At 68.8% G+C, this 24859-nt stretch carries 20 protein-coding genes and 1 pseudogene; 10 read left to right on the top strand and 11 right to left on the bottom strand.

Features of this window, described 5'->3' with window-relative positions; genetic code table 11:
* Positions 1-27: 27 nt before the first annotated feature.
* From I3K84_RS13420 to I3K84_RS13395, 6 genes are all read left to right on the top strand, one after another.
* Complete coding sequence (locus I3K84_RS13420; RefSeq protein ID WP_172209066.1) at positions 28-756, top strand: 16S rRNA (uracil(1498)-N(3))-methyltransferase; 729 nt, start codon at positions 28-30, stop codon at positions 754-756.
* Positions 756-2183: a hypothetical protein gene (locus I3K84_RS13415; protein WP_196994735.1), complete on the top strand. Its 1428-nt coding sequence runs from the start codon at positions 756-758 to the stop codon at positions 2181-2183. The genes I3K84_RS13420 and I3K84_RS13415 overlap by 1 nt, the downstream gene beginning before the upstream one ends.
* Entirely contained in the window at positions 2176-2898 is a 723-nt protein-coding gene (locus tag I3K84_RS13410) for a hypothetical protein (RefSeq protein ID WP_196994734.1), read from the top strand. The genes I3K84_RS13415 and I3K84_RS13410 overlap by 8 nt, the downstream gene beginning before the upstream one ends.
* Before the next feature lie 5 nt (positions 2899-2903).
* Entirely contained in the window at positions 2904-5738 is a 2835-nt protein-coding gene (locus I3K84_RS13405) for an ATP-binding protein (RefSeq protein WP_196994733.1), read from the top strand.
* Positions 5735-6904, top strand: a complete 1170-nt coding sequence (locus tag I3K84_RS13400; RefSeq protein ID WP_196994732.1) for a hypothetical protein — start codon at positions 5735-5737, stop codon at positions 6902-6904. Before I3K84_RS13405 ends, I3K84_RS13400 begins: the two co-directional genes overlap by 4 nt.
* Before the next feature lie 204 nt (positions 6905-7108).
* Positions 7109-8257, top strand: a complete 1149-nt coding sequence (locus I3K84_RS13395; protein ID WP_231403327.1) for a sensor domain-containing diguanylate cyclase — start codon at positions 7109-7111, stop codon at positions 8255-8257.
* A gap of 67 nt (positions 8258-8324) precedes the next feature.
* Here the strand turns inward: I3K84_RS13395 and I3K84_RS13390 are convergent, their stop codons facing one another.
* Together I3K84_RS13390 and I3K84_RS13385 are read right to left on the bottom strand one after the other, a co-directional pair.
* Positions 8325-9200, bottom strand: a complete 876-nt coding sequence (locus I3K84_RS13390; RefSeq protein ID WP_196994731.1) for an alpha/beta hydrolase — start codon at positions 9198-9200, stop codon at positions 8325-8327.
* A 14-nt stretch (positions 9201-9214) separates the two neighbouring features.
* Complete coding sequence (locus I3K84_RS13385; RefSeq protein ID WP_015914685.1) at positions 9215-10678, bottom strand: M20 family metallopeptidase; 1464 nt, start codon at positions 10676-10678, stop codon at positions 9215-9217.
* Between the two features lie 189 nt (positions 10679-10867).
* On the opposite strand from I3K84_RS13385, the gene I3K84_RS13380 reads away from it, so the two are divergent.
* On the top strand, positions 10868-11986 hold the full coding sequence (locus tag I3K84_RS13380; protein WP_231403305.1) for an IS630 family transposase: 1119 nt from the start codon (positions 10868-10870) through the stop codon (positions 11984-11986).
* Between the two features lie 208 nt (positions 11987-12194).
* Here I3K84_RS13380 and I3K84_RS13375 read toward each other — a convergent pair.
* The 5 genes and pseudogenes from I3K84_RS13375 to I3K84_RS13355 form a co-directional block, all read right to left on the bottom strand.
* A pseudogene (locus I3K84_RS13375) lies at positions 12195-13383 on the bottom strand (diguanylate cyclase).
* A gap of 80 nt (positions 13384-13463) precedes the next feature.
* On the bottom strand, positions 13464-15485 hold the full coding sequence (locus tag I3K84_RS13370) for a methyl-accepting chemotaxis protein (RefSeq protein WP_196994730.1): 2022 nt from the start codon (positions 15483-15485) through the stop codon (positions 13464-13466).
* A 254-nt stretch (positions 15486-15739) separates the two neighbouring features.
* Positions 15740-16324 (bottom strand): methionine biosynthesis protein MetW, encoded by a 585-nt coding sequence (gene metW / locus I3K84_RS13365; protein WP_011807201.1) that lies wholly within the window; start codon positions 16322-16324, stop codon positions 15740-15742.
* A complete protein-coding gene (locus I3K84_RS13360; protein ID WP_011807202.1) occupies positions 16321-17460 on the bottom strand; it encodes a homoserine O-acetyltransferase in 1140 nt (379 codons plus the stop codon). Before I3K84_RS13360 ends, metW begins: the two co-directional genes overlap by 4 nt.
* A gap of 136 nt (positions 17461-17596) precedes the next feature.
* Positions 17597-18175, bottom strand: a complete 579-nt coding sequence (locus tag I3K84_RS13355) for a TMEM165/GDT1 family protein (protein ID WP_015914689.1) — start codon at positions 18173-18175, stop codon at positions 17597-17599.
* A 477-nt stretch (positions 18176-18652) separates the two neighbouring features.
* Between I3K84_RS13355 and I3K84_RS13350 the strand changes: the two genes are divergently transcribed.
* Positions 18653-19018 carry an RNA-binding protein gene (locus I3K84_RS13350; protein WP_015914690.1) on the top strand — a complete coding sequence of 122 codons (366 nt, stop codon included), beginning with the start codon at positions 18653-18655 and terminating at the stop codon, positions 19016-19018.
* A 242-nt stretch (positions 19019-19260) separates the two neighbouring features.
* Entirely contained in the window at positions 19261-19713 is a 453-nt protein-coding gene (locus I3K84_RS13345) for an RNA-binding protein (protein ID WP_196994729.1), read from the top strand.
* Between the two features lie 73 nt (positions 19714-19786).
* On the opposite strand, the gene I3K84_RS13340 is transcribed toward I3K84_RS13345, so the two are convergent.
* From I3K84_RS13340 to I3K84_RS13325, 4 genes are read right to left on the bottom strand one after another with little or no spacing between them, the layout of a single operon-like run.
* On the bottom strand, positions 19787-20599 hold the full coding sequence (locus I3K84_RS13340) for an SDR family oxidoreductase (RefSeq protein ID WP_135147768.1): 813 nt from the start codon (positions 20597-20599) through the stop codon (positions 19787-19789).
* Positions 20600-20604: 5 nt separating this feature from the next.
* The gene (lptC, locus tag I3K84_RS13335; protein WP_088888014.1) at positions 20605-21225 is read right to left on the bottom strand and encodes an LPS export ABC transporter periplasmic protein LptC; all 621 of its coding nucleotides are present in this window, start codon (positions 21223-21225) and stop codon (positions 20605-20607) included.
* The gene (locus tag I3K84_RS13330) at positions 21222-21800 is read right to left on the bottom strand and encodes an HAD family hydrolase (RefSeq protein WP_196994728.1); all 579 of its coding nucleotides are present in this window, start codon (positions 21798-21800) and stop codon (positions 21222-21224) included. The genes lptC and I3K84_RS13330 overlap by 4 nt, the downstream gene beginning before the upstream one ends.
* A complete protein-coding gene (locus I3K84_RS13325; protein WP_196994727.1) occupies positions 21800-22801 on the bottom strand; it encodes an SIS domain-containing protein in 1002 nt (333 codons plus the stop codon). Before I3K84_RS13325 ends, I3K84_RS13330 begins: the two co-directional genes overlap by 1 nt.
* Before the next feature lie 48 nt (positions 22802-22849).
* On the opposite strand from I3K84_RS13325, the gene I3K84_RS13320 reads away from it, so the two are divergent.
* On the top strand, positions 22850-24835 hold the full coding sequence (locus I3K84_RS13320; protein ID WP_011807210.1) for a monovalent cation:proton antiporter family protein: 1986 nt from the start codon (positions 22850-22852) through the stop codon (positions 24833-24835).
* Positions 24836-24859 lie beyond the last annotated feature (24 nt).

Genomic DNA, 24859 nt, shown 5'->3' with positions numbered 1-24859 from the left:
CGCTGGCAGCTACTATTTTTGAAAGATATGCCCCGTTTTCACTGCCCCCTGCCCCTGGCCGCTGATGCGCAGCTCACGCTGCCGCCGACGGCCGCGCGCCATGTGCAGGTGCTGCGCCTGCAGCCGGGCGACGCGGTCACGCTGTTCAACGGCGAGGGCGGCGAGTGGAGCGCCACCGTCACCCACATGGGCCGCAGCGATGTGCAGGTGCAGGTCGGCAGCCACAGCGCCGTGGAGCGCGAGGCCGCGCGCGCCGTGCACCTGGTGGTGGGCATGCCCGCCAACGAGCGCATGGACTGGCTGGTGGAAAAGGCCACCGAGCTGGGTGCCGCGAGCATCCAGCCGATTGCCGCGGCACGCAGCGTGCTCAAGCTGTCCGGCGAGCGCGCCGCCAAGCGCCAGCAGCACTGGCAGGCGATTGCCGTGGCGGCCTGCGAGCAATGCGGGCGCAACCGCGTGCCCTCCGTGCACGCGCCGCTGTCCCTGGCCGACTGGCTGCGCCAGCCCCCTGCCGACGCACTCGCCCCCGACGCGGCGCGCCTGCTGCTGTCGCTGCGCAGCGGCAGCCGCCCGCTGCGGGAAGCCGCGGCCCAGGGCGGCGCCGTCTGGGTGCTGCACGGCCCCGAGGGCGGCCTGACCGCGCAGGAGGAAGACGCCGCGCTGGCCCAGGGCTTTGCGCCGGCCAGCCTGGGCGCGCGCGTGCTGCGGGCGGAAACTGCCTCGGTGGCGGCACTGGCGCTGCTGGGGCTGGCCTGATGCGCGCACTGGCCCCGGACGACCTGGCGCCGCAGGTCGGCGATGACGCGCTGGACAACGGCGTGGGCGCAGGCATGGGCCTAGGCATGGGCGCCATCGCGGACTTCTTTCGCGACGCCTACAGTTTTGACGATACCGCGCAGGACTCCCCGCTGCTGTGGCACCTGTCGCGCCAGCAGCCGCTCACGCAGGCGCTGAGCGGCCTGTTCCACGGCCCCGCGGCGCTGGTGCAGCTGCGCGTGTGGGTGTTCCTGCAACTGGCGGCGCAGGGCGACGCGCAACTGCCGCGCGAACGCATCGACGAACTCTTTCACGCGCTGCGCCCCGAAGCGCTGGAGACGGTGCTCAAGCGCCTGCGCGACGTGGGCCTGCTCGCCTGGGACGAGACCCAGCGCAGCTACCACCTGCCCGCGCTGGCCCAGCGCGTGGCCGGCCTGCTGGCACCGCTGACCAGCCCCGCGCCCGAAGACGACAACGCCGACGGCGGCGAACTCGCCGCCCTGCTGGGCCAGGTGGTGGGCGCCAACCAGCTCGGCAGCGTGGATGCGGGCCAGGTGCAGCTGCTGCAGGCGCAACTGGCGCGCCTGCACGGCGAGTTTGCCGACGCCATCGCCAGCGGCTCAGAGTTCCGCCTGCGCGAGGCGCGCAAGCGCTACGACCGCGCAGCCCAGCTCATCGACCGCGCCTCCGATGCCATCACCGCCATCATCGGCAACAGCCACGGCCACCTGCTGCTGGAGCGCGCGGCGCGCGGCCTGGGCCAGGCGCAGTCGCGCCTGCTGGCCATGGCCAGCCAGTTCAACCGTGCGCTGCAGCAGGTGGACCGCCAGCGCGTGACGTTGGGCACCACCGGCATCACCAGCACCGACGTGAAGCGCTGGCTGCAGGCCGCACCGCAGCTGCACCGCCTGCTGGACGGCGCCGTGGCCCTGCCCACGCAACTGGCCACGCTGGCCCCGCACGAGCTGCTGGACGTGGTGGAGGCCGAGTTCGAACGCGACCGCCCCCAGCCCGCGCTGGCCGAGGCCCTGCCCAACGCGCAGAGCGCGCCCGCCGGCACGCTGACCGCCGTGGCCCTGCCGCGCGAGCTGGGCGACCTGAATGCGCTGCTCGCCGAATGGGCCCGCGACGGCGGCCATGCCGATACCGCCCGCACCGCGGCCGAGGCCCTGCTGGGCCCGCGCCCCGGCGCCACGCGCTACGCGCAGCTGGCCTACAAGGCCCAGCTCATGCCCCTGCTGGGCGATCCGCAGGCCGCCGTGCTGCCGGGCCTGACGGGCGAGCTGGCGCGCCAGCCGTGGCGCATCGAATGGCAGCCGCAGGCCGAGCCGCTGGACCACCACCAGGTGGAGCTGCTCAGCCGTGGCCGGCTGATACCGGCCGAACCCGACAGCCCCCAGGGCACCGAGGAAGTGAAGAATGGATGACGCCGCCCTGCTGATCGCCGAGCTGCTCACGCGCCGCTGGCTGCCCCGCAGCCACCCGCGTGTGAAGCGCGCGCTGGTCGATGCCGAACTCTTTGCCCAGGTGGAGCAACGCCTGGCCCAATCCGGCCTGCGCTGGATGGACAGCATCTACGCCGACCACGTGAGCGTGGCCCTCTTGAGCGCCGCGCAGAACGGGGTGATGGGCGAGTCCGGCCTGAACGCCAACAACAACCTGGAGCTGCCGCGCGACGCGCAGGCGCTGCTCATCGTGCTGTGGGCGCTCATCGTGTTGCCCAAGCGCGAGCGCCAGACCAGCCGCGTGCAGGAGGCCGACGCGGGGCAGAACGACTTTTTCCCCGGTGCCAAGCCCCTGCCCCAGGCCAGCGTGGCCAGCCCCGTGCTGTCGTACAAGGCGCTGCTGGAGGACTATGGCCCGCAGCTGGGCAAGAAGCTGCGCCTGGACGCCAACCTCAAGCTGCTGGAGCGCCACGGCTTCATCCTGCGCCGCCAGGACGAGATCGCCGAGGGGCCGCTGCTGGACGTGCTGCTGGACTACGACGTGCTCGCCCCGCGCATCCTGGACGGCGCGCTGGCCGACGTACTGCTACGCGAGCGCGCGGCTGCGCCGGAATCCGAGCCAAATCAGCCTCTAACGCCCGAACAGCAAGCGCCAGAAGCTATGAATAACGAAGCATCCACGGTGCAGGAGAACTGACCGCCATGTTCCACCTGCAAACCCTGGAACTCGTTCACTGGGACTACTGCCAGCGCGTGGCCCTGCCGCTGGACGGCTCCATCATCACGATTGCCGGCCCCAACGGCTCGGGCAAGACCACGCTGCTGGACGCCATGCGCACCCTGCTGGGCCTGCGCTGCTCGGCCCCGCGCGACTACCGCACCTATGCGCGCCACGCCGGCGCGCAGACTGCCTGGCTGCGCGCCGTGGTGGACAACCGGCCGCAGGGCCGGCAAAGCTCCAGCCGCCCGTTTGCGCGCCGCCTGCTCTACAGCGACCAGGTCACGCTGGCCTGCCGTATCGACAAGAACGGGGGCGACTGGCAGCGCCGCTACTGCCTGGTGGAGGGCGATGTCTCCATCGAGCAGCTGCTGGACATGCCCGAGAAGGACCTGGGCTTCATGGGCGTGGAGGCCTGGGGCCGCGTGCTGGCCGCCGCCGGCCTGTCGCCGGCGATTGCGCGCGTGCTCTCGCTGGAGCAGGGCCAGACCGACCGGCTGTGCGAATTCAGCCCGCGCGAGCTGCTGCGCCTGGTGTTCGACGTGTTCGGCGACCAGCAGGTGCTGGACGCCTACGACCAGGCGCGCGAGCACCAGCAGCAGCTGGCGCGCGAGATGGCGCAGGCCGAGCGCGAGCTGGACCACAGCCGCGCGCAGCTCTCCGAACTGCACAACCGCGTGACCAGCTACAAGACCTGGCAGATGCGCCTGGCCGAGCGCGAGCGCCTGGCCACCGAGGTGCTGCCCGTGCTCGGCTGGTGGGGCGAGCGCGAGCAGCTCACCAAACAGTCGCGCGAGCTGCGCCGCCAGAAGGCCCAGCACCGTGCGGCCCTGGCGGAGCAGGCGGTGCAGAACAAGCGCCTGCTGCACCTGCTGGAGGAAGGCACGCGCGCGCAACAGCAAGCCGAGCAGCTGCGCGCAGAGCGCGACCAGGCGCGCACGCAGCTGGACGAGGCCACACGCCACGAGGCCCCGCTGGAAAAGCTGGCCCAGCGTGAGCAGGAGCTGCTGGCGCTGGTGGACAAGGGCAGCAATGCCGACGAATTGCAGGCCCACCTGGCCCAGTTGCAGGACCAGGAATCGGCCCTGCAGGACGAGCGCAGCCAACTCACCCAGCGGCGCAAGCTGGCCGCCGCGCAGCTCGCCGCACTCGAAGGCCAGAGCCTGCCGCCGCTGCCGCCCGAGGTGCTGCGCTTTCGCAAACAACTGGCCAACGCCGGCATCGGCCACCGCTTCGTCGCCGAAACCGTGGAAGTGCAGGACGAGCGCTGGCGCGCCGCCATCGAGGGTGTGCTGCGCGGCCACCGCTGGGTGGTGCTGCTGGACCAGGCGGACGATCTGACCGAGGCCTGGGAGCTGGGCGAGCGCGAGCGCTACCGCCACTACATCGTCGAGCCGGGCAGCGTGGCGCTGAAGGGCGAGAGCGGCACGCTGCTGGAGCATGTGCGCTTCACCGCGCCCGTGCCGCGTTGGCTGGTGCAGCAACTGCAGAACCTGCGCTGCGTGGCCGACCCGCGCGAGGGCAAGAAGCTGGGCGGCACCTGGATCACGCCCCACGCCTACATGCACGACGGGCGCGGCGCGCGCTCCATGTGGGTGGAGGCGCATGAGCACCAGTTCGGCGCCAGTGCCGTGCAGGCACGCCGCAGCGCGGCCGAGCGCGACCTGGCCCGCATCGATGCGCAGCTGGCACCCGTGCTGGACCAGCTCATGGCCCTCAAGCGCCAGATCACCGACACCCGCCGCGCCCTGGAAGGCCACAGCGCCGCCGAGGAGCTGGCGCGCCGCAGCGACGAGTTTGCCCAGGCGCGCGAGCAGTTACCCGCCGCCAAGCAGGCGCGCGTGGCCGCGGCCCAGCTGTGGCAGCGCCTGGAGCAGGAATCCACACGCGCCCACGACCGCCACCGCGCCTTCAACGACGAGCACAAGCGCCTGGAGGCGCAGCTGCAGCGCGCGCGCGGCGACAGCGAGCGCGCCGCGCAGGAGTGGAGCGCGCGCCGCCGCCAGCAACAGGGGGCCGTGGCCCGCAGCCAGGCCCAGCGTGCGCAGTTCCCGGCGCGCTGGATCACGCCCGCCGCCATGGGCGCGCTGGTCGACGAATACGTGAACGACACCCAGGCCAAGCTGCGCCTGCATGCCGTGGAGCAGGAACTGGAGCAAGGCACCTGGGAGCAGGACGCCACCGTGGAAGAACGCCACCGCCGCATGGACGTGACGGTGCGCGAGCAGGCGGCCAGCCTGTCGGACCACCAGGTCAAGAACGCCCAGGCCGCCACGGCGGTGCTGAACGCGCGCGAGAGCTACATCGAGGTGCTGCGCAGCACGGTGCGCCGCTACCGCAAGAACATCCAGGAGCTGGGCCAGCTGGCCGGTGTGGAAGTGGCGGCCGACCTCCCCCTGCTGGAGAACGACGACACCGTGCTCGCCCAGGCGGGCCTGAAAGTGCATTTCGCCTTCGACGGCAAGGGCAGCATCGGGCTGAACGACGGCGAGGCCTCGGGCGGGCAGCAGGTCATCAAGTCGCTGATCCTGCTGGTGGGCCTGCTGAAAGACGAGGAAAGCGGCTCGGGCGGCTTCGTCTTCATCGACGAGCCCTTCGCCCACCTGGACGTGCGCAACATCCAGCTCGTGGGCCACTTCCTGCGCAGCACGCGCGCGCAGTACGTGCTGACCACGCCCATCACGCACAACCTGGAGGTGTTCGAGCCCGCCGAGATCACCCTCGTGACCAGCAAGAAGCCCGCCGGCAGCCGCTGGGCGCCGCCCATCGCCGTGGCCAAGCGGCGCGGCGTGCCGGAGCTCCAACCCCTCAGCGCATGACCGCCCCGCGCACGCAACCCAACGGGCACAGTCGCCGTACGCGGCACGGCGCACCGTGGACGAGCCTGCCAACGTTGCGGCCCGCCCAACAGGCCCTTTTGTGCGACTGGCTGCGCGCCGACGCGGCAGAACGCCAATGGCAGTCCCTGTTGGACATTGCGGGCGCGCAGCGGCTGGAGCTGGCCGAGGGTCTCCTGGATCTGCTGCTGCATGCCGGTGCGCTGCACACCAAGGAACGCTTCATCCACGCCCAGTGGCGCGTCGAACGCATCGTGTGGAGCGATGTGGCCGTGCTGCAGGAGGCCGTGGGCCTGCGCAGCGCAGCCACCCGCGAGAGCGCTCGCCAGCAGTTGGCAGCACAACTGCAGGCCCTGGGCGAGCAGGAGCCCTGGCTAGAAAGCGCTGTGCGCCACTGTCTGGACAGCCGCCAGGGCGAGACGCTGCGCCAGGCGCGCCTGCAGTTGCTGCAAGCCTTGGCCAGTTGGCAGGCCGACCAGCGCTTCGGGTTGCGCCAGGATTTCGCCCAGCACGCGCGCGGCACCACCAAGGCCATCACCCCGACTGAATGGAAATGGCTGCAAGCCCATGTGCCGCTGGAAGCGCTGGGCATCGCCCGCTTCGCGCCGCTGTTGTGGCTGGGCGGCTCGCTCACTCTGAATACGCCCGGGGGCTACATCGATGTGGCGGCTGCCGGCCTGTGCGGCCTGCCCACGCGCCTGTTTGGCGCGCCGGCTAGGGTGCGGGCGCCCCGCCGCTACTGGCTGATCGAGAACCGTGCAAGCTTCGAGCGCCAGGCAGTGGCGGCCGCGCCCGGCACTTGCGTGGTCTGGCTGCCCGGCCAGCCGCCGCAGAGCTGGCGGGAGGCGATGCAGTGGCTGCTACAGCAAGCCCCCGCACCAGCCGATGTGAGCTGCGACCCTGACCCCGCGGGCGTGGCCATCGCGCTGGCCGCAGGTGCGCTGTGGCATGCGGTGGGCCTGCCTTGGCAGGCCCACCGCATGCAGCCGCAGGACTGGGGCGCGGCCCCGCGCCTCCCGCTGAGCGCACACGACCATGCCTGGCTGCAGCGCCTGCAGGCCGACCCCGACCTGCCAGCCACGCTGCGCACCCTGTGCACCGCGTTGCAAACCCAAGGCCACAAAGCTGAGCAGGAATTCTGGCTGTAGCGCATCCGGCGCCGCACCGCACAGCGACCGGTACCGCCCGTCAACGCGGTCCCACGACAGGGCATCGGGACAACTCATCGCCCCCCTGGCAGGCCAGACCTCCAGCTCACGGCAACTACCTATTCTCAGACCGCGCGCGGCCCGCCTACAGTCCATACAGCGTGCGCGGTCCGCAGCCCCGCGCCTCTGAGAAAAGGAGCTTGCGTGAACCAGGAGGCCACGGGCCGCCGCGGCCTTGCCCAGCGGACGCTGGATGCACTCATCACGACCGATCCCCATCAGCGCATCCGCCTGGCCATGGCGGGGGTGTCGGCGCTGCTGATGCTGGGCTGCATCGGGGCGATGCACCTGGTGGCCGCCGCCGGCCTGACCGATCCCGTGCCGGTGTACTGGTGGACCCTGGCGTGCGGCGCGGGCATCACCACGGTGTTCGTGCTCATCCGCAGCGGCGCCAGCCGGCGCTTTGCCGACCCGTCGCTCACGCTGTTCCAGATCGTCTATGCGATTGCCTGCAACGCGGCGGCCTATGTGATCGCCGGCCCCGCGCGCGGCATTGCGCCGCCCATTCTCGCGGTCATCATGATGTTCGGCGTCTTCGGGCTCACCCCCCGCCAGATGGTGGGCGTGGCGCTCTACGGGCTGGTGGCCTTTGGTGCAGCGGGCGCCGTGGTGCAGTGGTGGCATCCGGCTTGGCTATCGCCCGACAGCCAGCCCCCGGCGCTGTCGGCGGCCTACCTGGTCATGATTGCGATGGTGTTGGCCAGCAGCACCTTCCTCACCACGCGCGTGCACAGCGCGCGGGCCCGTCTGCGCAGCCAAAAGCGCGAGCTGGCCGCCGCCGTGGAGCAGATCCGCGAACTGGCCATCCGCGACGAGCTCACAGGCCTGCCCAACCGCCGCTACATGCTGGAGATGATGCGGCTGGAGCATGCGCGCGCGCAGCGCAGCCGGCAGCCCCTGCTGCTGGCGCAGCTGGACCTGGACCATTTCAAGGCGGTGAACGACACGCACGGCCATGCGGCCGGCGACGTGGCGCTGCAGTCGTTCGCGCAGACGGTGCACGGCTGCGTGCGGGCCAGCGACCTCCTGGCGCGCTGGGGCGGCGAGGAGTTCCTGCTGCTCATGGCCAATACCCACCCGGCGGACGGCACGCGTCTGCTGGAGCGCGTGCGCGCCACCGTGGCCGCCACGCCTGTGGCCCTGCCAGGCGGCACGCAGCTGTCTCTGACGGTGTCGGTCGGGCTGGCGGAACTGGCCCCCGGCGAGAGCACCGCCGCGCTGCTGCAGCGCGCGGACGCGGCCCTCTACGGCGCCAAGCGCCTGGGGCGCAACCGCGTGCTGCTGGCGCATTGACGGCGGATTTACTCCTAAAAAAGTAGCTGCTAGCGCTTGCTACACAAGCGCTGCAGGCCGATTTGGCTCAAGCCGCCACGGGCTGCACCCGGCGCACCGGGCAGCGCTGCTCCAGCCACGATTCCAATTGCGCGAACACGGGCGCCGCGTCGCGCTCGTTGAAGATCTCGTGGTACAGCCCTGCAAAACCCTGGGCATGCACCACGGCCGGGGGCGCCGCTGCCCCGAAGGCACGGCTGCCCGCGGGATTGACGATGCGGTCGTCCTCGCCCCACAGCAGCAGCGTAGGAACCGTCCAGCGCGCGGCGCGCGCCAGCGTGGCGGGGCCGGCATCGGCAATGAAGCGCGCCAACCGCGCGCTGATGCGGTCGTGGCAACGCCGGTCGGCCCGGTAGGCGGCCACCACGGCCGGGTCGTGCGACAGGTGTTCAGGGTTCAGGCCGTTACCCACGCGCAGGTTGGGCACCAGCCGGGGCAGCGTGGCCAGCAGCAGCTTTTGCAGCGGGTTCATGAAAGTGGCCAGCGCGGGCGACGAGAGCACCAGCGCATCCACGGGGCGCACGCCCCGCGCCACGAAGCTCGCCGCCACCAGCCCGCCCATGCTGTGGCCCAGCAGCACCAGCGGCTCGCAGGGCCGCAGCCGCGTGCGTGTGGCGTCCACCAGGTCCGCCAGGTCGGCCAGCAGGCGCAGGTCGCTGGTGAGGCCGCCTCGCGGCCCGCCGGAGTCGCCGTGGCCGTAGTGGTCGTAGCCGCGCACGCTGAAGCCCCAGCCGTTCAGGCGCTGGGCCAGGGCCTCGTAGCGCCCCGCGTGCTCGCCCAGGCCGTGCACCAGCAGCACGGCGCCGCGGCGCTCCTGCGCGGGCAGCGGCCAGTCCTGTACGGCGAGGTTCTCGCCGTCGCTGGCGGTGAAGGGGCGCAGCGTGGGTTCGCTCAGTTCCTGCATGGCCGTGCGCGTTTTCAGGCCGGCATGCTGGCGATCACCTGCGCCACGGCCGCGGTGAGCTTCTTGGCGTAGGGCACGTGCAGGAACTCGTTGGGGCCGTGGGCATTGCTCTTGGGGCCGAGCACGCCGCAGACCATCATCTGCGCCGTCGGGAAACCGCGGCTCAGCATGTTCATGAGCGGAATCGTGCCGCCCTGGCCGATGTAGCCGCAAGGCGCGCCGAAGTGCGCCTGGCTCGCGGCGTTGAGCGCCTGCTCGAACCACGGCGTGATGGCCGGGGCGTTCCAGCCGCTGGCCGCGCCATCGGGGGCGAAGGTGACCTTGGCCTGGTAGGGTGCGTTGTCCTCCAGCACGGCCTTCATCTCCTGCAGGCAGGCGGCGGCGTCCACCAGCGGCGGCAGGCGCAACGACAGCTTGAAGGCCGTGTAGGGGCGCAGCACGTTGCCCGCGTCCTTGAGGGCGGGGAAGCCCTCGGCCCCCGTCACGCTGAGCGTGGGCTCCCAGGTGCGCTTGAGCAGCGCCTGTACCGGGTCGGTGGTGGTGGGCAGGGCAAACACCGTGCTGCCACCGCAATCGGCATGCGCCCAGGGGAAACGCTTGTAGACCTCCTCGCCCAGGATGGCGGCGGTGGCCCGCGCCTGCGCCAGGCGGTCGGGTGGCACCTCGCAGTGGAAGTGCGCAGGCAGCAGGCGGCCCGTGGCCGAGTCCTCCAGCCGGTCGAGCACCTGGCGCATGATGCGAAACGACGACGGCACCAGACCCGATGAGTCGCCCGAGTGCACCCCCTCGGTGAGGATCTGGACCTTGAGCGTGCCGCTGGCCATGCCGCGCAGGCTGGTGGTGAGCCACAGCTGGTCGTAGTTGCCCGCGCCCGAGTCGAGACAGATCACCAGCGCCACGTCGCCCAGGCGGGTCTTCAGCGCGTCGATGTAAGGCAGCAGGTCGGCGGAGCCGCTCTCCTCGCAGGTCTCGATCAGGCCCACGATGCGCGGGTGCGGCACGTTCTGGCGCTTGAGCTCCTGCACCGCAGCCACGCTGGCGTAGACCGCGTAGCCGTCGTCGGCGCCGCCCCGGCCGTAGAGCTTGCCGTCCTCGTACTTGGGTGTCCACGGGCCCAGGTCGCTGCGCCAGCCCTCGAATTCGGGCTGCTTGTCCAGGTGGCCGTACATCAGCACGGTCTGCGTGGACCGCGGCTGGGTGGCCGCCACCTCGAAGAACAGCACCGGAGTGCGCCCCGGCAGGCGCACGATCTCCAACTGCAGGCCCGCCACCTTTTGGGCCTCGACCCACTGCGCGGCGTTGCGCAGCACGGTCTCCAGGTGGCCCTGTTCGCGCCAGTCGGGCGCAAAGCCCGGTGACTTGGCGGGAATGCGGATGTAGTCGGTGAGCTGCCGCAGGATGTCTTCGTCCCACACCCGCCCCACGCGTTCCAGCGCGAGTGCGGCATCCAGGGCGGCGGCGGGCAGGCGGTCGTTCATGGCGGAACCTCTGTCGGTGCGCAAAAGGCGCAGGATACGCCAACACCCGCCGCCCGGCGACGGCGATCTGCACGGCGCCCTATTAGGGCCTGTTCACACTATTTTTGCCAGTGCGAATGGCGTGAAAACCGCGCCAATCTAGTGTAGTGTTTGATTCTTAATGAAACTTAATTGAGCAACCACGCTCCAATGCTCTACTACGGTTTGCATTGGAGTGAAAAATTGCGAGTTGCCCCGACGATTGTGTTGACGGATGAAGAGGAAAGCGAGCTGAGCCGGCTGGCGCGCTCCAAGCGCACCAGCGTCAGATTGGCCCAGCGCGCCCAGATCGTGCTGCTGGCCGCGCAGGGGCTGCAAAACAAGGATATTGCCGAGCAGCTTGGCATTGGGCGCGTGCAGGTGGCGCGCTGGCGTGAACGCTACCTGCAATTGGGGCTGCAAGGTATCGAGCGCGACTTGCCGCGCGGCGCACCGCCGGTGAAGGTGGATGTGGCCAAGCTTGTGAAGCTAACCACACAGACCAAGCCCGAGGCGGCCACGCACTGGAGCACGCGCACGATGGCCGCTGAGTTGGGCGTCAGCGCCAGCACCGTGATGCGCCATTGGCAGGCCCACGGTCTCAAGCCTCACATCGTGCGCGGCTTCAAGGTCTCGCGCGATCCGCAGTTCGTGCAAAAGCTCGAAGACATCGTGGGGCTTTACATGTCGCCGCCCGAGCATGCGCTGGTGCTGTGCTGCGACGAAAAGAGCCAGGTGCAGGCGCTGGACCGAACGCAGCCCGGGCTGCCGCTCAAGAAGGGGCGCGCGGCCACCATGACGCACGACTACAAGCGCAACGGCACAACCACCTTGTTCGCTGCGCTCAACGTGCTCAACGGTCAGGTCATCGGCCAGTGCCAGCAGCGCCACACCCACATCGAGTGGCTGAAGTTCCTGCGTCAAATCAATCGGGAGACGCCCAAGGACAAGACGCTGCATCTGATCGCCGACAACTACGCCACGCACAAGCATCCAGCTGTGCAGGAGTGGCTGGCCAAGCACCCCAGATTCAACATGCACTTCACGCCGACCTCGGCATCGTGGCTGAACATGGTCGAGCGCTTCTTTCGCGACATCTCCGAGAACCGGCTACGCCGCGGGGTGTTCACCAGCGTGCCCGAACTCGTCTCGGCCATCGATGAGTACATCGCGCATCACAACACCAACCCCAAGCCGTTCATCTGGACCAAGAACGCTCGCGACATCCTGCAAAAGGTCATCCGCGCCAATAGCCGATTAAGTTCCAAACAGAATGCAACACTACACTAGGCGCGTGACGACGCCAAGGCCGGGGCCTTGGCTAGGAGGGCAACGACGAATGGCGCGGTTTTCACTCCGTTCCCTCCGGGTTGCGATCGAAAAGGGCCATTCGCGGCGTTGCCAAGCCTCGCTGGGGTAGCACCCCAGCTTCGTTTGGCGCCTTGCGCCTGGCCCTTTTTGATCGCAACGCATCTGGCAAAAATAGTGTGAACAGGCCCTAGTCCACCGCCGGTACGGGCGCGGGGCACGGTGCCGCCAGCGCCGTGGACTCCACCCGGTTGCGCCCGGCGAGCTTGGCTGCATACAGCGCCTCGTCGGCCCCCCTGAACGAGCCTGTCCCAGCCATCCGCGGGCTGCAGGGGCCCGCCGCACACGCCGATGCTCACGGTCACCGGTATCTCCTTGCCGCCGCCCACACAGGGCAAGCGCTCCACGGCGCGGCGCAGCGTCTCGGCAAGCTCCAGGGCCCCGCCGAGCGGGGTGTGCGGCAACAGGACCATGAATTCTTCACCCCCGTAGCGACCCACCAGGTCCTGCGCCCGCAGGCGCGTGCGCAGCAGGTCCGCCACATGGCGCAGCACGCTGTCGCCCGCCAGGTGGCCATGGCTGTCGTTGACGAACTTGAAGTGATCGATGTCCACCAGCATCACCGCGTAAGGCTCGCGCAGGCGCACGGCGCGGGCCACATCGCGCTCCAGCGCCATGATGAGCGAACGGCGGTTGACCAGCCCCGTGAGCGCATCGTGCGCGGCGAAATAGCGATTGTCGGCATCGGAGCGGTCCTTGCCCATGAGGATGAAGCCCAGCGAACTCAGGATCACCACCACGAAGGCCGCCATGAAGGTGATGGACTGCATGGCGTTGCCCTGCATCAGCCCCTCGGCCGGTATGTCGCGCGTGGCTGCGAGCATTCCGCGCACCCCCAGCAGCAGTACCTCCATCACCAGGCCCACGCTGAGCAGCGTCGCGCCGCGCAGGGACGCAGCCGGCCGCTCGCGCCACAGGGACCACAGCACCATGCCCAGCTGCAGCGGCGGCACCACGCCCGCCGTGACGATGCGTGCGCGGTAGTCGTCAATGAAGAACGCAAACAACAGCGCTGTCGCCGCGACCGGCACCGCCATGCGGCGCCACGGCAACTCCCGCCCCTGGAACTGGTGCACGGCCGCCAGCACCATGGCGAACGTGCCCGACAGCAGCGTGTTGGCCAGGACGATGCTGGCCCAGTCGGACACCAGGCCGCGCAGGGCGTACAGCACGTACGTGGAGGTGTGCATCATCAGCCCCAGCGCCCACAAGCTGATGCCCTCGCGGCGCCCCGGCCGCACCGCGCCCAGGGATGCCGCCATGGTGAGGGAAGCCGCCGCGGTCATCAGCAGCATGGTGGGCACATCGAGGAACGGCATGGAAACGGCAAGGGTGGACGCGCCCCGAGCCAGGCGCGCAGCGCGCGAGGATAACCGCCCCGCCCCGGCGAGGCCCGCACTCAGGTAAGCGCGAGGGCCCCCACGCGCAGGTCGGCCACCTCAGCCATTGGCGCGGGTGCATGCGCAGGTGCCCCAATCAGGGACGCGTCGCCCAGGGCCGGCCCCAGCCTGAACACCTGCACGGCCGCGGCCAGGCGCGCCGCCTGCTCGCGCAGGCTGTGCGCGGCGGCGGACTCCTCCACCAGCGCGGCGTTCTGCTGCGTCATCTGGTCCAGCTGGCCCACGGCCTGGTTGACCTGGCCAATGCCGCCGGCCTGCTCGGACGCTGCGGCCGTGATCTCGCCAATGATGTCGCCCACGCGCTGCACGCTGCCCACGATCTCGCCCATGGTGCTGCCGGCGTCCTGCACGAGGCGCGCGCCCGTCTCCACCTTCTCCACCGAGGCCTGGATGAGCTGCTTGATCTCGCGCGCCGCCTCGGCGCTGCGGCCCGCCAGGCTGCGCACCTCGCCCGCCACCACGGCAAAGCCGCGGCCCTGTTCGCCGGCGCGTGCAGCCTCCACGGCGGCGTTCAGCGCCAGGATGTTGGTCTGGAAGGCAATGCCGTCGATCACGCCGATGATGTCGGCGATCTTGCGCGAGCTCTGGTTGATGTCGTCCATGGTGGTCACCACCTCGCCCACCACCTGACCGCCGCGGGCCGCCACGTGCGCGGCGGAGGCCGCGAGCTGGTTGGCCTGGTGGGCCGCATCGGCGGACTGGCGCACGGTGGCCGTGAGCTGGTCCATGCTTTGCGCCGTCTGCGCCAGGCTGCCGGCAGTGGCCTCCGTGCGTGCCGACAGGTCCTGGTTGCCGCTGGCGATCTCGGCGCTGGCGGTGTCGATGCTGTCCACAGCCGTGCGCACCTCTTGCAGCATCTGCACGTAGCGCAGGCGCATGCCTTCCACTTCCCGCACCAGCGTGCCGATCTCGTCGCGCCGCGTGGTCTCGAAGCTCTGCGTCAGGTCGCCTTGCGCGACGAGCGTGATGGCCTGCGTGAGCCCGGTGAGCGGCTGGCTGACGCCGCGGCGCAGCATCACGAACAGACCCACGCCCAGCAAGCCGACGGCCAATGCCATCAATCCCCACACGGCCCAGGTGACGTGGCGCTGGCCGGCCATGGCCTCGGCGTCCGGCACCTCGGCAACCACCCACCATCCGCCCTGTGTCTTGCGCAGCAGCGCCCAAGGGTCCTGCGCGCCGGGCGAATACACCGCCGCCGCGTCGCGCACGAAGCCCTCTGGCGCAGCCACCAACGCCTCGAAGAAGGCCCGTGACTGGGGGAAGGCCTCCAGCACCCGCTGGCCCCGCGCCGTGGGGTGGTACACGAAGCCGGCCTGCTCCAGCCCGGCGCCGGGGTTGATCACGTACACGCCGCCGTGCTCGAAAAAGCGTGTCTGCTCCACCTGCTTTTGCAGCATGGCGTGGAAGATGCTGACGTCATTGCCGATGAACAACAGCGCCACCACCTTGCCTGCCGTGTCCTTGACCGGCAGGTAGTGGCCCATGTAGGGCTTGCCTGCGACCACGGTGATGCCGGTGTAGGGCTCGCCCTTGGCGACTGCCGCGTAGGCAGGATCGGCACGGTCCAGCGGCGTGCCCTGCTGGCGCTGGCCTTGCGCATCTTTCACCGAGGTGGTGATGCGCACGAAGTCGTCCCCCTTGCGCGCAAACACGGTGGCCACGCCGCCGGTCTCGTTGGCGAACTTGTCCACCGCGCTGTAGTCCTCGTTGACCAGCGCGCCGAAGCTGCGCAGCTCCCCCGCGCCCTCGTCGAGTTGCATGGTGGCCTCGAAGTAGCGGCGAAAGCCGCGCATGGTGGCCTGGACCAGCTCACGGTTGGTGTTGTCCGCCGCATCCAGCGAATGGGCGACGGCCTGGGTGGTGCCGCCAATGCTCTGCACCAGCTGCGCCCGCGTGCTGCGTTCGGTCAGAACCGCCAGGGCCAGCCCCACGCCCACCAGCACCAGGGCCACAAGCCCCAGGGCGGTCAGCGTGACCCGGCGGGCAACGGAATGGTGGGCAAGCGAAACGGCGGCCATGCATGTCTCCAGAAAAAGGGGTGCGCCGGGTCGTCCCGGTCTGTCTGGAAATCTACGGCAGGCCTGCCGTTACATCTATTCACAATATCCCTTACGCGGTCTCACGTACCACGCATCCCGCCCAGAGGCCCGGCATCGGGAACAGAGGAATTTTGGCCTCTAGCGCTTATCCATCAAGCGCTAACAGCTACAATTATAATAGCAAAACCCCGCCGGCGAGAAATGTCCCCTGCGCGCCGGGCTGGACGGTGCGATCAGTCGTGCTCGAAACGGAACACTGCCGTGCCCGCACGCGCATTGGGCAGCCAGCGCACCTCGCGCCCGTCCTGCAGGCCGAAGGCGTCCAGGATGCGCAGCTTGTTCTTGTGCGCCAGCACCTCGAAGTCCTTGAACGTGCCCACGCGGATGTTGGGCGTGTCGTACCACTGGTAGGGCAGGCGCCGGGTGACGGGCATGCGCCCGCGCAGCACCGACACGCGGTTGGGCCAGTGTGCGAAATTGGGGAAGGCGACGATGCCGCTCTTGCCCACGCGCGCAGTCTCGCGCAGCATCACCTCGGCATTGCGCAGGTGCTGCAGCGTATCGATCTGCAGCACCACGTCGAAGCTGTTATCGCCGAACATCGCCAGCCCCTCGTCGAGATTGAGCTGGATCACGTTCACGCCGCGGCGCACGCAGGCGAGCACGTTGGCGTCGGCGATCTCGATTCCGTAGCCGCTGCAGCCGCGTTCGCGCTGCAGGTAGTCCAGCATCGCGCCATCACCGCACCCCAGGTCGAGCACGCGCGCGCCTTCGGGCACCAGGCGCGCAATGGCTTGCATGGTGGCGTGGTCGCTCATGGTTGTCCTCCCTGCAGCCCCTTGGCAATACCATCGAAATAAGAGCGCACCACGCCCATGTAGCGCGGATCATCGAGCAAAAATGCATCATGCCCGTGCGGGGCGTCGATCTCGGCGTAGCTCACGTCGCGGCGGTTCTCCAGCAGCGCGTGCACGATCTCGCGGCTGCGCTGGGGCGAGAAGCGCCAGTCGGTGGTGAAACTCACCAGCAGGAACTTGGCACGCGCCACGGCCAGCGCCTGCGCCAGATTGCCGCCATGCTGGCGCGCGGGGTCGAAGTAGTCGAGCGCACGCGTGATGAGCAGGTAGGTGTTGGCGTCGAAATAGTCGCTGAACTTGTCGCCCTGGTAGCGCAGGTAGCTCTCGATCTGGAACTCGATGTCCTGCGTGCTGTATTTCAGGTCCATGCCCTCGCGCAACTGGCGCCCGAACTTCTCGTTCATCACGTCGTCGCTCAGGTAGGTGATGTGGCCGATCATGCGCGCGATGCGCAGCCCGCGTTTGGGGATCACGCCGTGGCGGTAGAAGTGCCCGCCGTGAAAGTCCGGGTCAGTGACGATGGCCCGGCGCGCCACTTCGTTGAAGGCGATGTTCTCGGCCGTGAGGTTGGGGGCGCTGGCCACGACCACGGCGTGGCGCATGCGTTCGGGGTACTGCAGCGTCCAGGAAAGCGCTTGCATGCCGCCCAGGCTGCCGCCCATTACCGCCGCCAGTTGCGCGATGCCCAGGCGGTCCAGCAGGCGCGCCTGCGCATCGACCCAGTCCTCCACTGTGACGACGGGGAAGTCCGCACCGTAGACCTCGCCCGTGTCCGGGTGGCGGTGCATGGGCCCCGTGGACCCGAAGCACGAGCCCAGGTTGTTGACGCCGATGACGAAGAACTGGTTGGTGTCGACAGACTTGCCCGGCCCAATCATGTTGTCCCACCAGCCCTCGCTCCTGGGCTGGCCTGCGTAGCTGCCCGCGACGTGGTGTGAGGCATTGAGCGCATGGCATACCAGTACGGCGTTGGAGCGGTCGGCGTTGAGCGTGCCGTAGGTCTCGTAGGCCAAGGTGTAGTCGCGGATCGAGGCCCCCGACTGCAGCGGCAGGGGCTCGGCGAAGTGCATGGTTTGCGGTGTGGCGATGAACGACATGAAAAAACCCGGCTTCGCTAAACAACGAGGCCGGGTCCGGGTGCGTGCTGGGGTGGCAGGCGTGTCGATCGGTCACGTCTTTAGCTGGATTTGTAAAGCGCCCGCAAGCGGTGCAAATCGGCGCGTCTGCGGGCCATTATGCCAAAGGCGTCGCATCTCCCGCAAACAGCGCCAGCAGGCCCAAGACCAGGAAGATCAACGCAGACACCAGGTGCACCACGCGGATCGGCACCTTCTTCACCAGACGATCCCCCAGCCAGACCACGGGCGCATTGGCCAGCATCATGCCCAGCGTAGTACCCGCCACGACCCAGAAGTAGGCGCTGTACTGCGCAGCCAGCATGACGGTGGCGACCTGCGTCTTGTCGCCCATCTCGGCCAGGAAGAACGCCACCAGCGTCGTGCCGAACACGCCGAAGCGCGGCGCCGCACCGTCACCGTCGTCGTCCAGCTTGTCGGGAATCAGCATCCACACCGCCATGGCAATGAAGGAAAGACCCAGCACCCAGCGCAGCACCTGCGGCCCCAGCACGGTAGTCACCCACGACCCCACCGCGCCTGCCAGCGCGTGGTTGGCCAGCGTGGCCACGAAAATGCCCAGCACGATGGGCCAGGGCTTGCGAAAGCGTGCGGCGAGCACCAGCGACAGCAGCTGGGTCTTGTCACCCATCTCGGCAAGGGTGACGATGGCGGTGGAGACGAGGAAGGCTTCCATGGGGCGGTCGTAATAGATTTCCGGCCGGAAGTACATCGGACAGCATTGACCACGCTCCGACTCCGGCCTGATGGATCGGTACGCGGTCAATGGTCTCGCCCGACCCGCTGTGGCAGCGGGTCCCATGCACCATGGCGCCCAAGGGCCCCAAGTCTGTTGATGCATGCATCCTCTCGCGTCGCAGTCGCAGCGGACTCGCGCGGGGCAGGCTACTCCCCAAAGACAGCGGAGGATTGTATCCGGCGGAAGAAGGCACCTTTTTGCCCAGCTAGACACAGTAGTTACCCTGGAAAGTGTTGCTGGCGCGCAATTACGACATCCTTGGGGTTATGGCAATGCTTGATAATGGCCCTGCAGTTCTGCCATGCGGAAGTGCACGCTGCGGTGTCTGGTCAGTTTCGCGTCTTTGAAGTCGTCACAGGTTTGTTGATTGCGTCGGGCTCCATCGCATTTCATGTTTTTTCTAGGAGTCCGATCATGGGCAACAAACTCTACGTGGGCAACCTGCCCTATACCTTCCGCGACCAGGATCTGGAGCAGACCTTCAGCCAATTCGGCGCCGTGCAAAGCGCCAAGGTCATGATGGAGCGCGACACCGGCCGCTCCAAGGGTTTCGGCTTTGTCGAAATGGGCAGCGACGCTGAAGCCCAGGCCGCCATCCAGGGCGCGCATGGCCAGAACTACGGCGGCCGCGACCTCGTGGTCAACGAAGCCCGTCCGATGGAACCCCGCCCGCCCCGCAGCGGCGGCGGCTTTGGTGGCGGTGGTGGCTACGGCGGTGGCCGCAGCGGCGGTGGCGGTGGTTATGGCGGCGGCTACGGTGGCGGCCGCTCCAGCTATTGATATTCCGCTGAGTCAAAAAAAAGGAGCCTTAGGGCTCTTTTTTTTGCGTCAGATTGACGACACGTGCGTTGAAAACCCCTTGCATCTTTACAAAGGTTCTGGCGCATAATGTTTTGACGAGGGTATTGCCTCGTAGAGGTTGCGGTGATCCGTCAGTTTTCGCGCATAGGGCGTCATTGTGATTAACTGGCTGCGGGTTCGGGACTCCGTCGCTCATTCCATTGTTTTTGAGGAGTCCCTTAATGGGCAACAAACTGTACGTCGGCAATCTGCCGTACTCGGTGCGTGACCAAGATCTGGAGCAAGCCTTCAGCCAGTTCGGTGCGGTGACCAGCGCCAAGGTCATGATGGAGCGCGACACCGGCCGCTCCAAAGGCTTTGGCTTCGTGGAAATGGGCAGCGATGCCGAGGCCCAAGATGCCATCAATGGCATGAACGGCCAGTCCCTCGGCGGCCGCAGCATTGTCGTGAATGAAGCCCGCCCCATGGAAGCGCGCCCCCCCCGCAGCGGTGGCGGCGGCTTTGGTGGGGGTGGCGGCTACGGCGGCGGCCGCAGTGGCGGTGGTGGCGGCTACGGCGGCGGTGGTGGTGGCCGCAGCGAAGGCGGCTTTCGCAGCCCCTACGGCTCCGGTCCACGTGGCGGCGGCGGTGGTGGCCGTGGCGGCTACGGCGGTGGCGGCAACAACGGATATTGATTTTGGCAGGCGCGGGTAAAAGCGCGCTCCACCATCACAAGGCTCCCTCGGGAGCCTTTTGTCCTTCCAGGCCTCAGGGATTGGAAGATCGGCCCTGCCCCGCGCGATGCTTGCGTGGCCGTCCCGCCAGCAGCCGGTCGAACCACGCATCCGGCAATATGCGCAGCAGTTTGGCCACTACGCCCATCTGCCAGGGAATCACCCGGTATGTCGCCCCCGCCTCAATGGCACGGAACGCGCGGTCCGCAAAAGCCTGCGGCGGCAACAGGAAGGGCATGGCATACCGGTTCTCCCGCGTCAGCGGCGTATCCACATAGCCCGGGCAGATCGTCACCACCTGCACGCCGGTGCCGCGCAACTCCCCCCGCAGGCTCTCGCAGTAGCTGATCACCGCCGCCTTGCTCGCGCAATAAGCTCCATGGCCAGGCAGGCCCCGGATACCCGCCACGCTGCCGATTCCCACCAGCCGGCCGCTGCCACGGCGGACCATCGCATCGATGAACGGATGAAAGGTGGCCGCCATGCCCAGGGTGTTGGTCGCAAAGGTCTGCGCCATGACATCGAGGTCGCCGCGCTGCGCCGTGTCCACCCCGACGCTGATTCCCGCGTTGGCCACCACCACATCGGGCAGCCCTTGGCGCTCCAGACAAGCGTGGCACGCCGCGATGACGCTGTCAGGCTGCGCTACATCTGCGCTATATATTTCATAGCTACCCGCGCTTATCCCTACTGCCATGACCCAGGATTCGATCATATCCACGCGCCGCGCCACAAGGGCCAACCGCCACCCTGCCCGGTGGTAGCGCTCGGCCAGCGCCTGGCCGATGCCGCTGGAGGCTCCAGTGATCAACACCAGCGGGCGATCTTGCGGAGCCGAACGTGACATCTCGGTCAACGGCGCACGGGTGCGGGCATCAGCGTGCCGCGCACGCGGCCGCGCAGTTGCATGACCTGCTCCAGGTTGTCGTAGTCCATGCTGTCGGCGGTGAACGTGTCGGCGCCGCGCTTGAGTGTCACGGGCTGGTCGGAGCGCACGCGCTCTTCATTCACCCATGCATGCAGGAACTCCCCCTGGAACTCCAGCCGCGGCACTGGCGCGCGGCCTTCGGGGGCAGACGCCTCGCGCGTGACGATGGCATTGCCGTAGAGTTGGACCTCGCTGCCGTCCCCGTTGGACAGGGCACGATTCGCACGGGCGGTGACGACGCGCCCCTCCTCGTTCACCGAGCGCATGCGCGCCTGGTCGATCTCCAGCGTGTCGTTGTCCGCGTAGTGGCGCGCCAGGGTGCCGCGGATCTCGCTCTGCAGTCGGCCCGTGGCATCAAAGCTTTTGACCGCGAAGTCGCGCATGTAGTAGTCGGGCTCGTGGCTCACGGGGCGCTCCTGCGCCGGCTGCTGCGGCCGCGGCGCGTTGCGCACCAGCCACCAGGAGCCCAGCGCCAGCAGCCCCATGAGCAGCACGGGCAGGTAGAGCGACAGGCGTTCCCACGCCAGGTGTAGGCGTGAGGTCATGCGGCGTGCGCGGCCAACAGACCGGCGTAACGGCCACTGGCGACCAGCAGCAGGTCGCAGAACTCCCGCGCCGCACCCGCGCCACCCGGCGCGGCGGTGACATGGTGGGCGACGGCGCGGGCCTCGATGTGGGCCTGCGCGGGCGCACAGGCGAAGGCCACACGGCGCATCACCGGCAGGTCGGGCCAGTCGTCTCCGATGGCGGCGGCCTGCGGCCACGACAGGCCCAGCTCGGCCAGGATGGACTCGGCCGCCGGGCGCTTGTCCTCGGTGCCGAAACGCGCATGCATCACCCCCAGCGCCTTCAGGCGCAGCCGCAGCGCCGGTGAATCACGCCCCGTGACCACCGCGGGCGTGATGCCCGCCTGCTGCAGCAGCTTGATGCCGTGTCCGTCAAGCGTATGAAAACGCTTGAGGGTCTCGCCCACTTCAGAGAAATACAGGCCGCCGTCGGTCAGCACACCATCCACGTCGAAGAAGGCGACGCGCACCGGCTGCGCCAGCAGCAGGAGTTGCGGATCGAACTGCAGGGCCGGTTGCAGGGGGGGCAGCGGCGTGGCGTTGGACGGGGACATCAGATCACCTTGGCTCGCATCAGGTCGCCGATGTGCACCACGCCCACCAGCACGCCGTCGTCGTCCGTGACCAGCACGCTGGTGATCGAGTGATGCTCCATGGCCTGCGCCGCATCGGCCGCCAGGGCATCGGCTGCAATGGTGCGCGGGCTGGCATGCATGACGTCCTGGGCGCGCGTCTCGCGCAGGTCCACGCCGGCCTCGATGCGCCGGCGCAGGTCGCCGTCCGTGAAGATACCCACGGGCCGGCCCGCATCGTCTACCACCGCGGTGGCGCCCACGCCCTTGGCGCTCATCTCGCGCATCAGGGTGCTGAAATTGGCATCGGGCGGTACGTGCGGCACGTCGGCGCCCGCGCGCATGACGTCGCGCACATGGGTCAGCAGCTTGCGGCCCAGCGCACCGCCGGGGTGCGACCGCGCGAAATCCTCGGGGCGAAAGCCGCGCGCGTCGAGCAGCGCCACCGCCAGCGCGTCACCCATGGCCAGCTGCGCCGTGGTGCTGGTGGTAGGCGCCAGGTTCAGCGGGCAGGCCTCGCGCTGCACGCTGCAGTCCAGCACCAGGTCCGCGTGGCGCGCCAGGGTGGACTGCAGCCCGCCCGTCATCGCGATCAGCGGGACGCCCAGGCGCTTGAGCACCGGTAGCAGCACGGTGATCTCGCTGCTTTCGCCGCTGTTGGAGAGCGCCAGCACCAGGTCGCCGTTGGTCACCATGCCCAGGTCGCCATGGCTGGCCTCGGCAGGGTGCACGAAGAACGCGGGCGTGCCGGTGGAGGCCAAGGTAGCGGCGATCTTGCGCCCCACATGGCCGCTCTTGCCCATGCCCATCACGACCACGCGCCCCGGCGTGGCCAGCAGCAGCTGCACCGCCTGCACGAAGACGCCATCCAGGCGCACACCCATTGCTTGCAGGGCGGCCGCCTCGATGTGGAAGGTTTCGCGGCCCAGGCGCAGGACCTGTTCGGCGTTGAAGGACGGGCGGGCAACGGGGGCGGTAGGCATGGGCGAATTCTATCGGCGCGCCCACCCATGGCTCGGCTAGGATGGGGCATGTCCTCGCTCGCCCTGACGCTGCTGTATCTGCTGGCCGCCGTGCTGGGCGTGGTGGCCTGCCGCAGCCTGCGGCTGCCGCCCATGATGGGCTATCTGGCGGCCGGCATCCTCATCGGCCCGCATGCCCTGGCGCTGACACAGAACTCCGAAGGCGTGCGCCATCTGGGCGAATTCGGCGTGGTGTTCCTGATGTTCACCATCGGGCTGGAGTTCAACCTGCCCAAGCTGCGCGCCATGCGCCGCCACGTGTTCGGCCTGGGCCTGCTGCAGGTGCTGGCGTGCATGGCGGCCTTCTCCGCATGGTTGCTGCTGCTGGCGCGGCTGACCGGCGGCGTGTGGGACATGGGCTGGCAGACCGCACTGGCGCTGGGCGGTACGCTGGCGATGAGCAGTACGGCGATCGTCGTGAAGCTGATGTCCGAGCGCGGCGAGCTGGAGAGCGAGCATGGGCGCAGGGTGTTGGGTATTTTGCTGTTCCAGGATTTGGCCGTGGTTCCCATGCTGGTGCTGGTGCCTGCGCTGGGGTCCGAGCCCGAGCAACTGCTGACGGCGCTGGCGGTCGCCCTGCTGAAGGCCACAGTACTCGTGGCGGTACTGCTGGTTGGCGGCCAGCGCGTGATGCGCTGGTGGCTCACGCAGGTGGCGCGGCGCAAGAGCGACGAACTGTTCATGCTCAATCTGCTGCTGGTCACGCTGGGGCTGGCCTGGCTGACCGAACTGGCAGGCCTCTCGCTGGCCCTGGGCGCCTTCATCGCCGGCGTGCTGGTGTCCGAGACCGAATACCGGCACCAGGTGGGCACCGACATCCGCCCCTTCCACGACGTGCTGCTGGGGTTGTTCTTCATCACGGTGGGCATGATGCTCGACTGGCACGTGCTGGTGGAGCGTTGGTCGCTGGTGCTTGTGTTGCTGGCCGCGCCGCTGCTGATCAAGACGGCCATCATCGTCGCGCTGGCCCGCGGGTTGGGGACGACAACGGGCGTATCGCTGCGTACAGCGCTGTACGTGGCGCAGGCAGGGGAGTTCAGCTTCGTGTTGCTGTCGCTCATGCAGGTCCACGGCCTGCTGCAGCCCGCACTGATGAACCCGGTGCTGGCGGCCATGGTGCTGTCCATGCTGGCTACGCCATTTCTCATCCAGTACAGCAACCGCATCGTCATGAAGCTGGTGGCCAGCGACTGGCTGCAGCAGTCGCTGCAGGTGACCACCATCGCGCGCCAGGCCATCAACACCAGCGGGCACGTGCTGATCTGCGGCTATGGCCGCTCGGGGCAGAACCTGGCACGCATGCTGGAGCGCGAAGGCATCGCCTACATGGCGCTGGACCTGGACCCCGACCGCGTGCGGCAGGCCGCCGCCGCGGGCAACTCGGTCGTGTTCGGCGACGCCACGCGCCTGCAGGCGCTCAAGGCAGCGGGCCTGGCGCGTGCGGCCGCCCTGGTCGTCACCTACCTGGACACTCCCGCCGCGCTCAAGGTGATTCACCATGCGCGCACCCACGCGCCACAGCTCCCCGTGGTCGTGCGCACCCAGGACGACTCTCAACTGGAGAAATTGCAGGAGGCCGGCGCCACCGAGGTGGTGCCCGAGGCCATCGAGGGCTCGCTGATGCTGGCCAGCCACGCACTGGCGTTGGTGGGCGTGCCCATGCGACGCGTGCTGCGCCTGGTGCAAGACCAGCGCGATGCACGTTACGGCCTGCTGCGCGGCTACTTCCACGGGGCGGACGACGACACGCCGTCCGAACGCGACCAGGAGCGGCTGTACTCCCTGTCCCTGCCCGCGGGAGCCGCCGTGGTGGGGAAGCCGCTGGCCGACCTACCCCTGCATGGCATCGGCGTGCGTCTGGTCAACGTGCGTCGCGCCAGCGGCGCCATGTCCCCGCCCGACGACCGCACGCCCCTGGCCGAAGGCGACACGCTGGTGCTGTCCGGCCATCCCACCGCCCTGGGCCTGGCAGAGGAGAAGCTGCTGCGCGGCTGATTACACTGTGCGCCCTGGCGGTGC

The sequence above is a fragment of the Diaphorobacter sp. JS3051 genome (assembly GCF_015832135.1).
In the GTDB taxonomy this organism is placed as follows: Bacteria; Pseudomonadota; Gammaproteobacteria; order Burkholderiales; family Burkholderiaceae_C; genus Diaphorobacter; species Diaphorobacter nitroreducens.
The sequence above is the reverse complement of the archived record's forward strand: the minus strand, read 5'-3'. Positions and strand labels throughout refer to the sequence as shown.

Coding starts and splice junctions, on each gene's coding strand:
- I3K84_RS13330 (WP_196994728.1), bottom strand. CDS start 21,800: ATGTCCCCGTCCAACGCCACGCCGCTGCCCCCCCTGCAACCGGCCCTG.
- I3K84_RS13420 (WP_172209066.1), top strand. CDS start 28: ATGCCCCGTTTTCACTGCCCCCTGCCCCTGGCCGCTGATGCGCAGCTC.
- I3K84_RS13325 (WP_196994727.1), bottom strand. CDS start 22,801: ATGCCTACCGCCCCCGTTGCCCGCCCGTCCTTCAACGCCGAACAGGTC.
- I3K84_RS13350 (WP_015914690.1), top strand. CDS start 18,653: ATGGGCAACAAACTCTACGTGGGCAACCTGCCCTATACCTTCCGCGAC.
- I3K84_RS13360 (WP_011807202.1), bottom strand. CDS start 17,460: ATGTCGTTCATCGCCACACCGCAAACCATGCACTTCGCCGAGCCCCTG.
- I3K84_RS13345 (WP_196994729.1), top strand. CDS start 19,261: ATGGGCAACAAACTGTACGTCGGCAATCTGCCGTACTCGGTGCGTGAC.
- I3K84_RS13410 (WP_196994734.1), top strand. CDS start 2,176: ATGGATGACGCCGCCCTGCTGATCGCCGAGCTGCTCACGCGCCGCTGG.
- I3K84_RS13405 (WP_196994733.1), top strand. CDS start 2,904: ATGTTCCACCTGCAAACCCTGGAACTCGTTCACTGGGACTACTGCCAG.
- I3K84_RS13370 (WP_196994730.1), bottom strand. CDS start 15,485: ATGGCCGCCGTTTCGCTTGCCCACCATTCCGTTGCCCGCCGGGTCACG.
- metW (WP_011807201.1), bottom strand. CDS start 16,324: ATGAGCGACCACGCCACCATGCAAGCCATTGCGCGCCTGGTGCCCGAA.
- I3K84_RS13320 (WP_011807210.1), top strand. CDS start 22,850: ATGTCCTCGCTCGCCCTGACGCTGCTGTATCTGCTGGCCGCCGTGCTG.
- I3K84_RS13400 (WP_196994732.1), top strand. CDS start 5,735: ATGACCGCCCCGCGCACGCAACCCAACGGGCACAGTCGCCGTACGCGG.
- I3K84_RS13380 (WP_231403305.1), top strand. CDS start 10,868: ATGCTCTACTACGGTTTGCATTGGAGTGAAAAATTGCGAGTTGCCCCG.
- lptC (WP_088888014.1), bottom strand. CDS start 21,225: ATGACCTCACGCCTACACCTGGCGTGGGAACGCCTGTCGCTCTACCTG.
- I3K84_RS13385 (WP_015914685.1), bottom strand. CDS start 10,678: ATGAACGACCGCCTGCCCGCCGCCGCCCTGGATGCCGCACTCGCGCTG.
- I3K84_RS13415 (WP_196994735.1), top strand. CDS start 756: ATGCGCGCACTGGCCCCGGACGACCTGGCGCCGCAGGTCGGCGATGAC.
- I3K84_RS13340 (WP_135147768.1), bottom strand. CDS start 20,599: ATGTCACGTTCGGCTCCGCAAGATCGCCCGCTGGTGTTGATCACTGGA.
- I3K84_RS13390 (WP_196994731.1), bottom strand. CDS start 9,200: ATGCAGGAACTGAGCGAACCCACGCTGCGCCCCTTCACCGCCAGCGAC.
- I3K84_RS13355 (WP_015914689.1), bottom strand. CDS start 18,175: ATGGAAGCCTTCCTCGTCTCCACCGCCATCGTCACCCTTGCCGAGATG.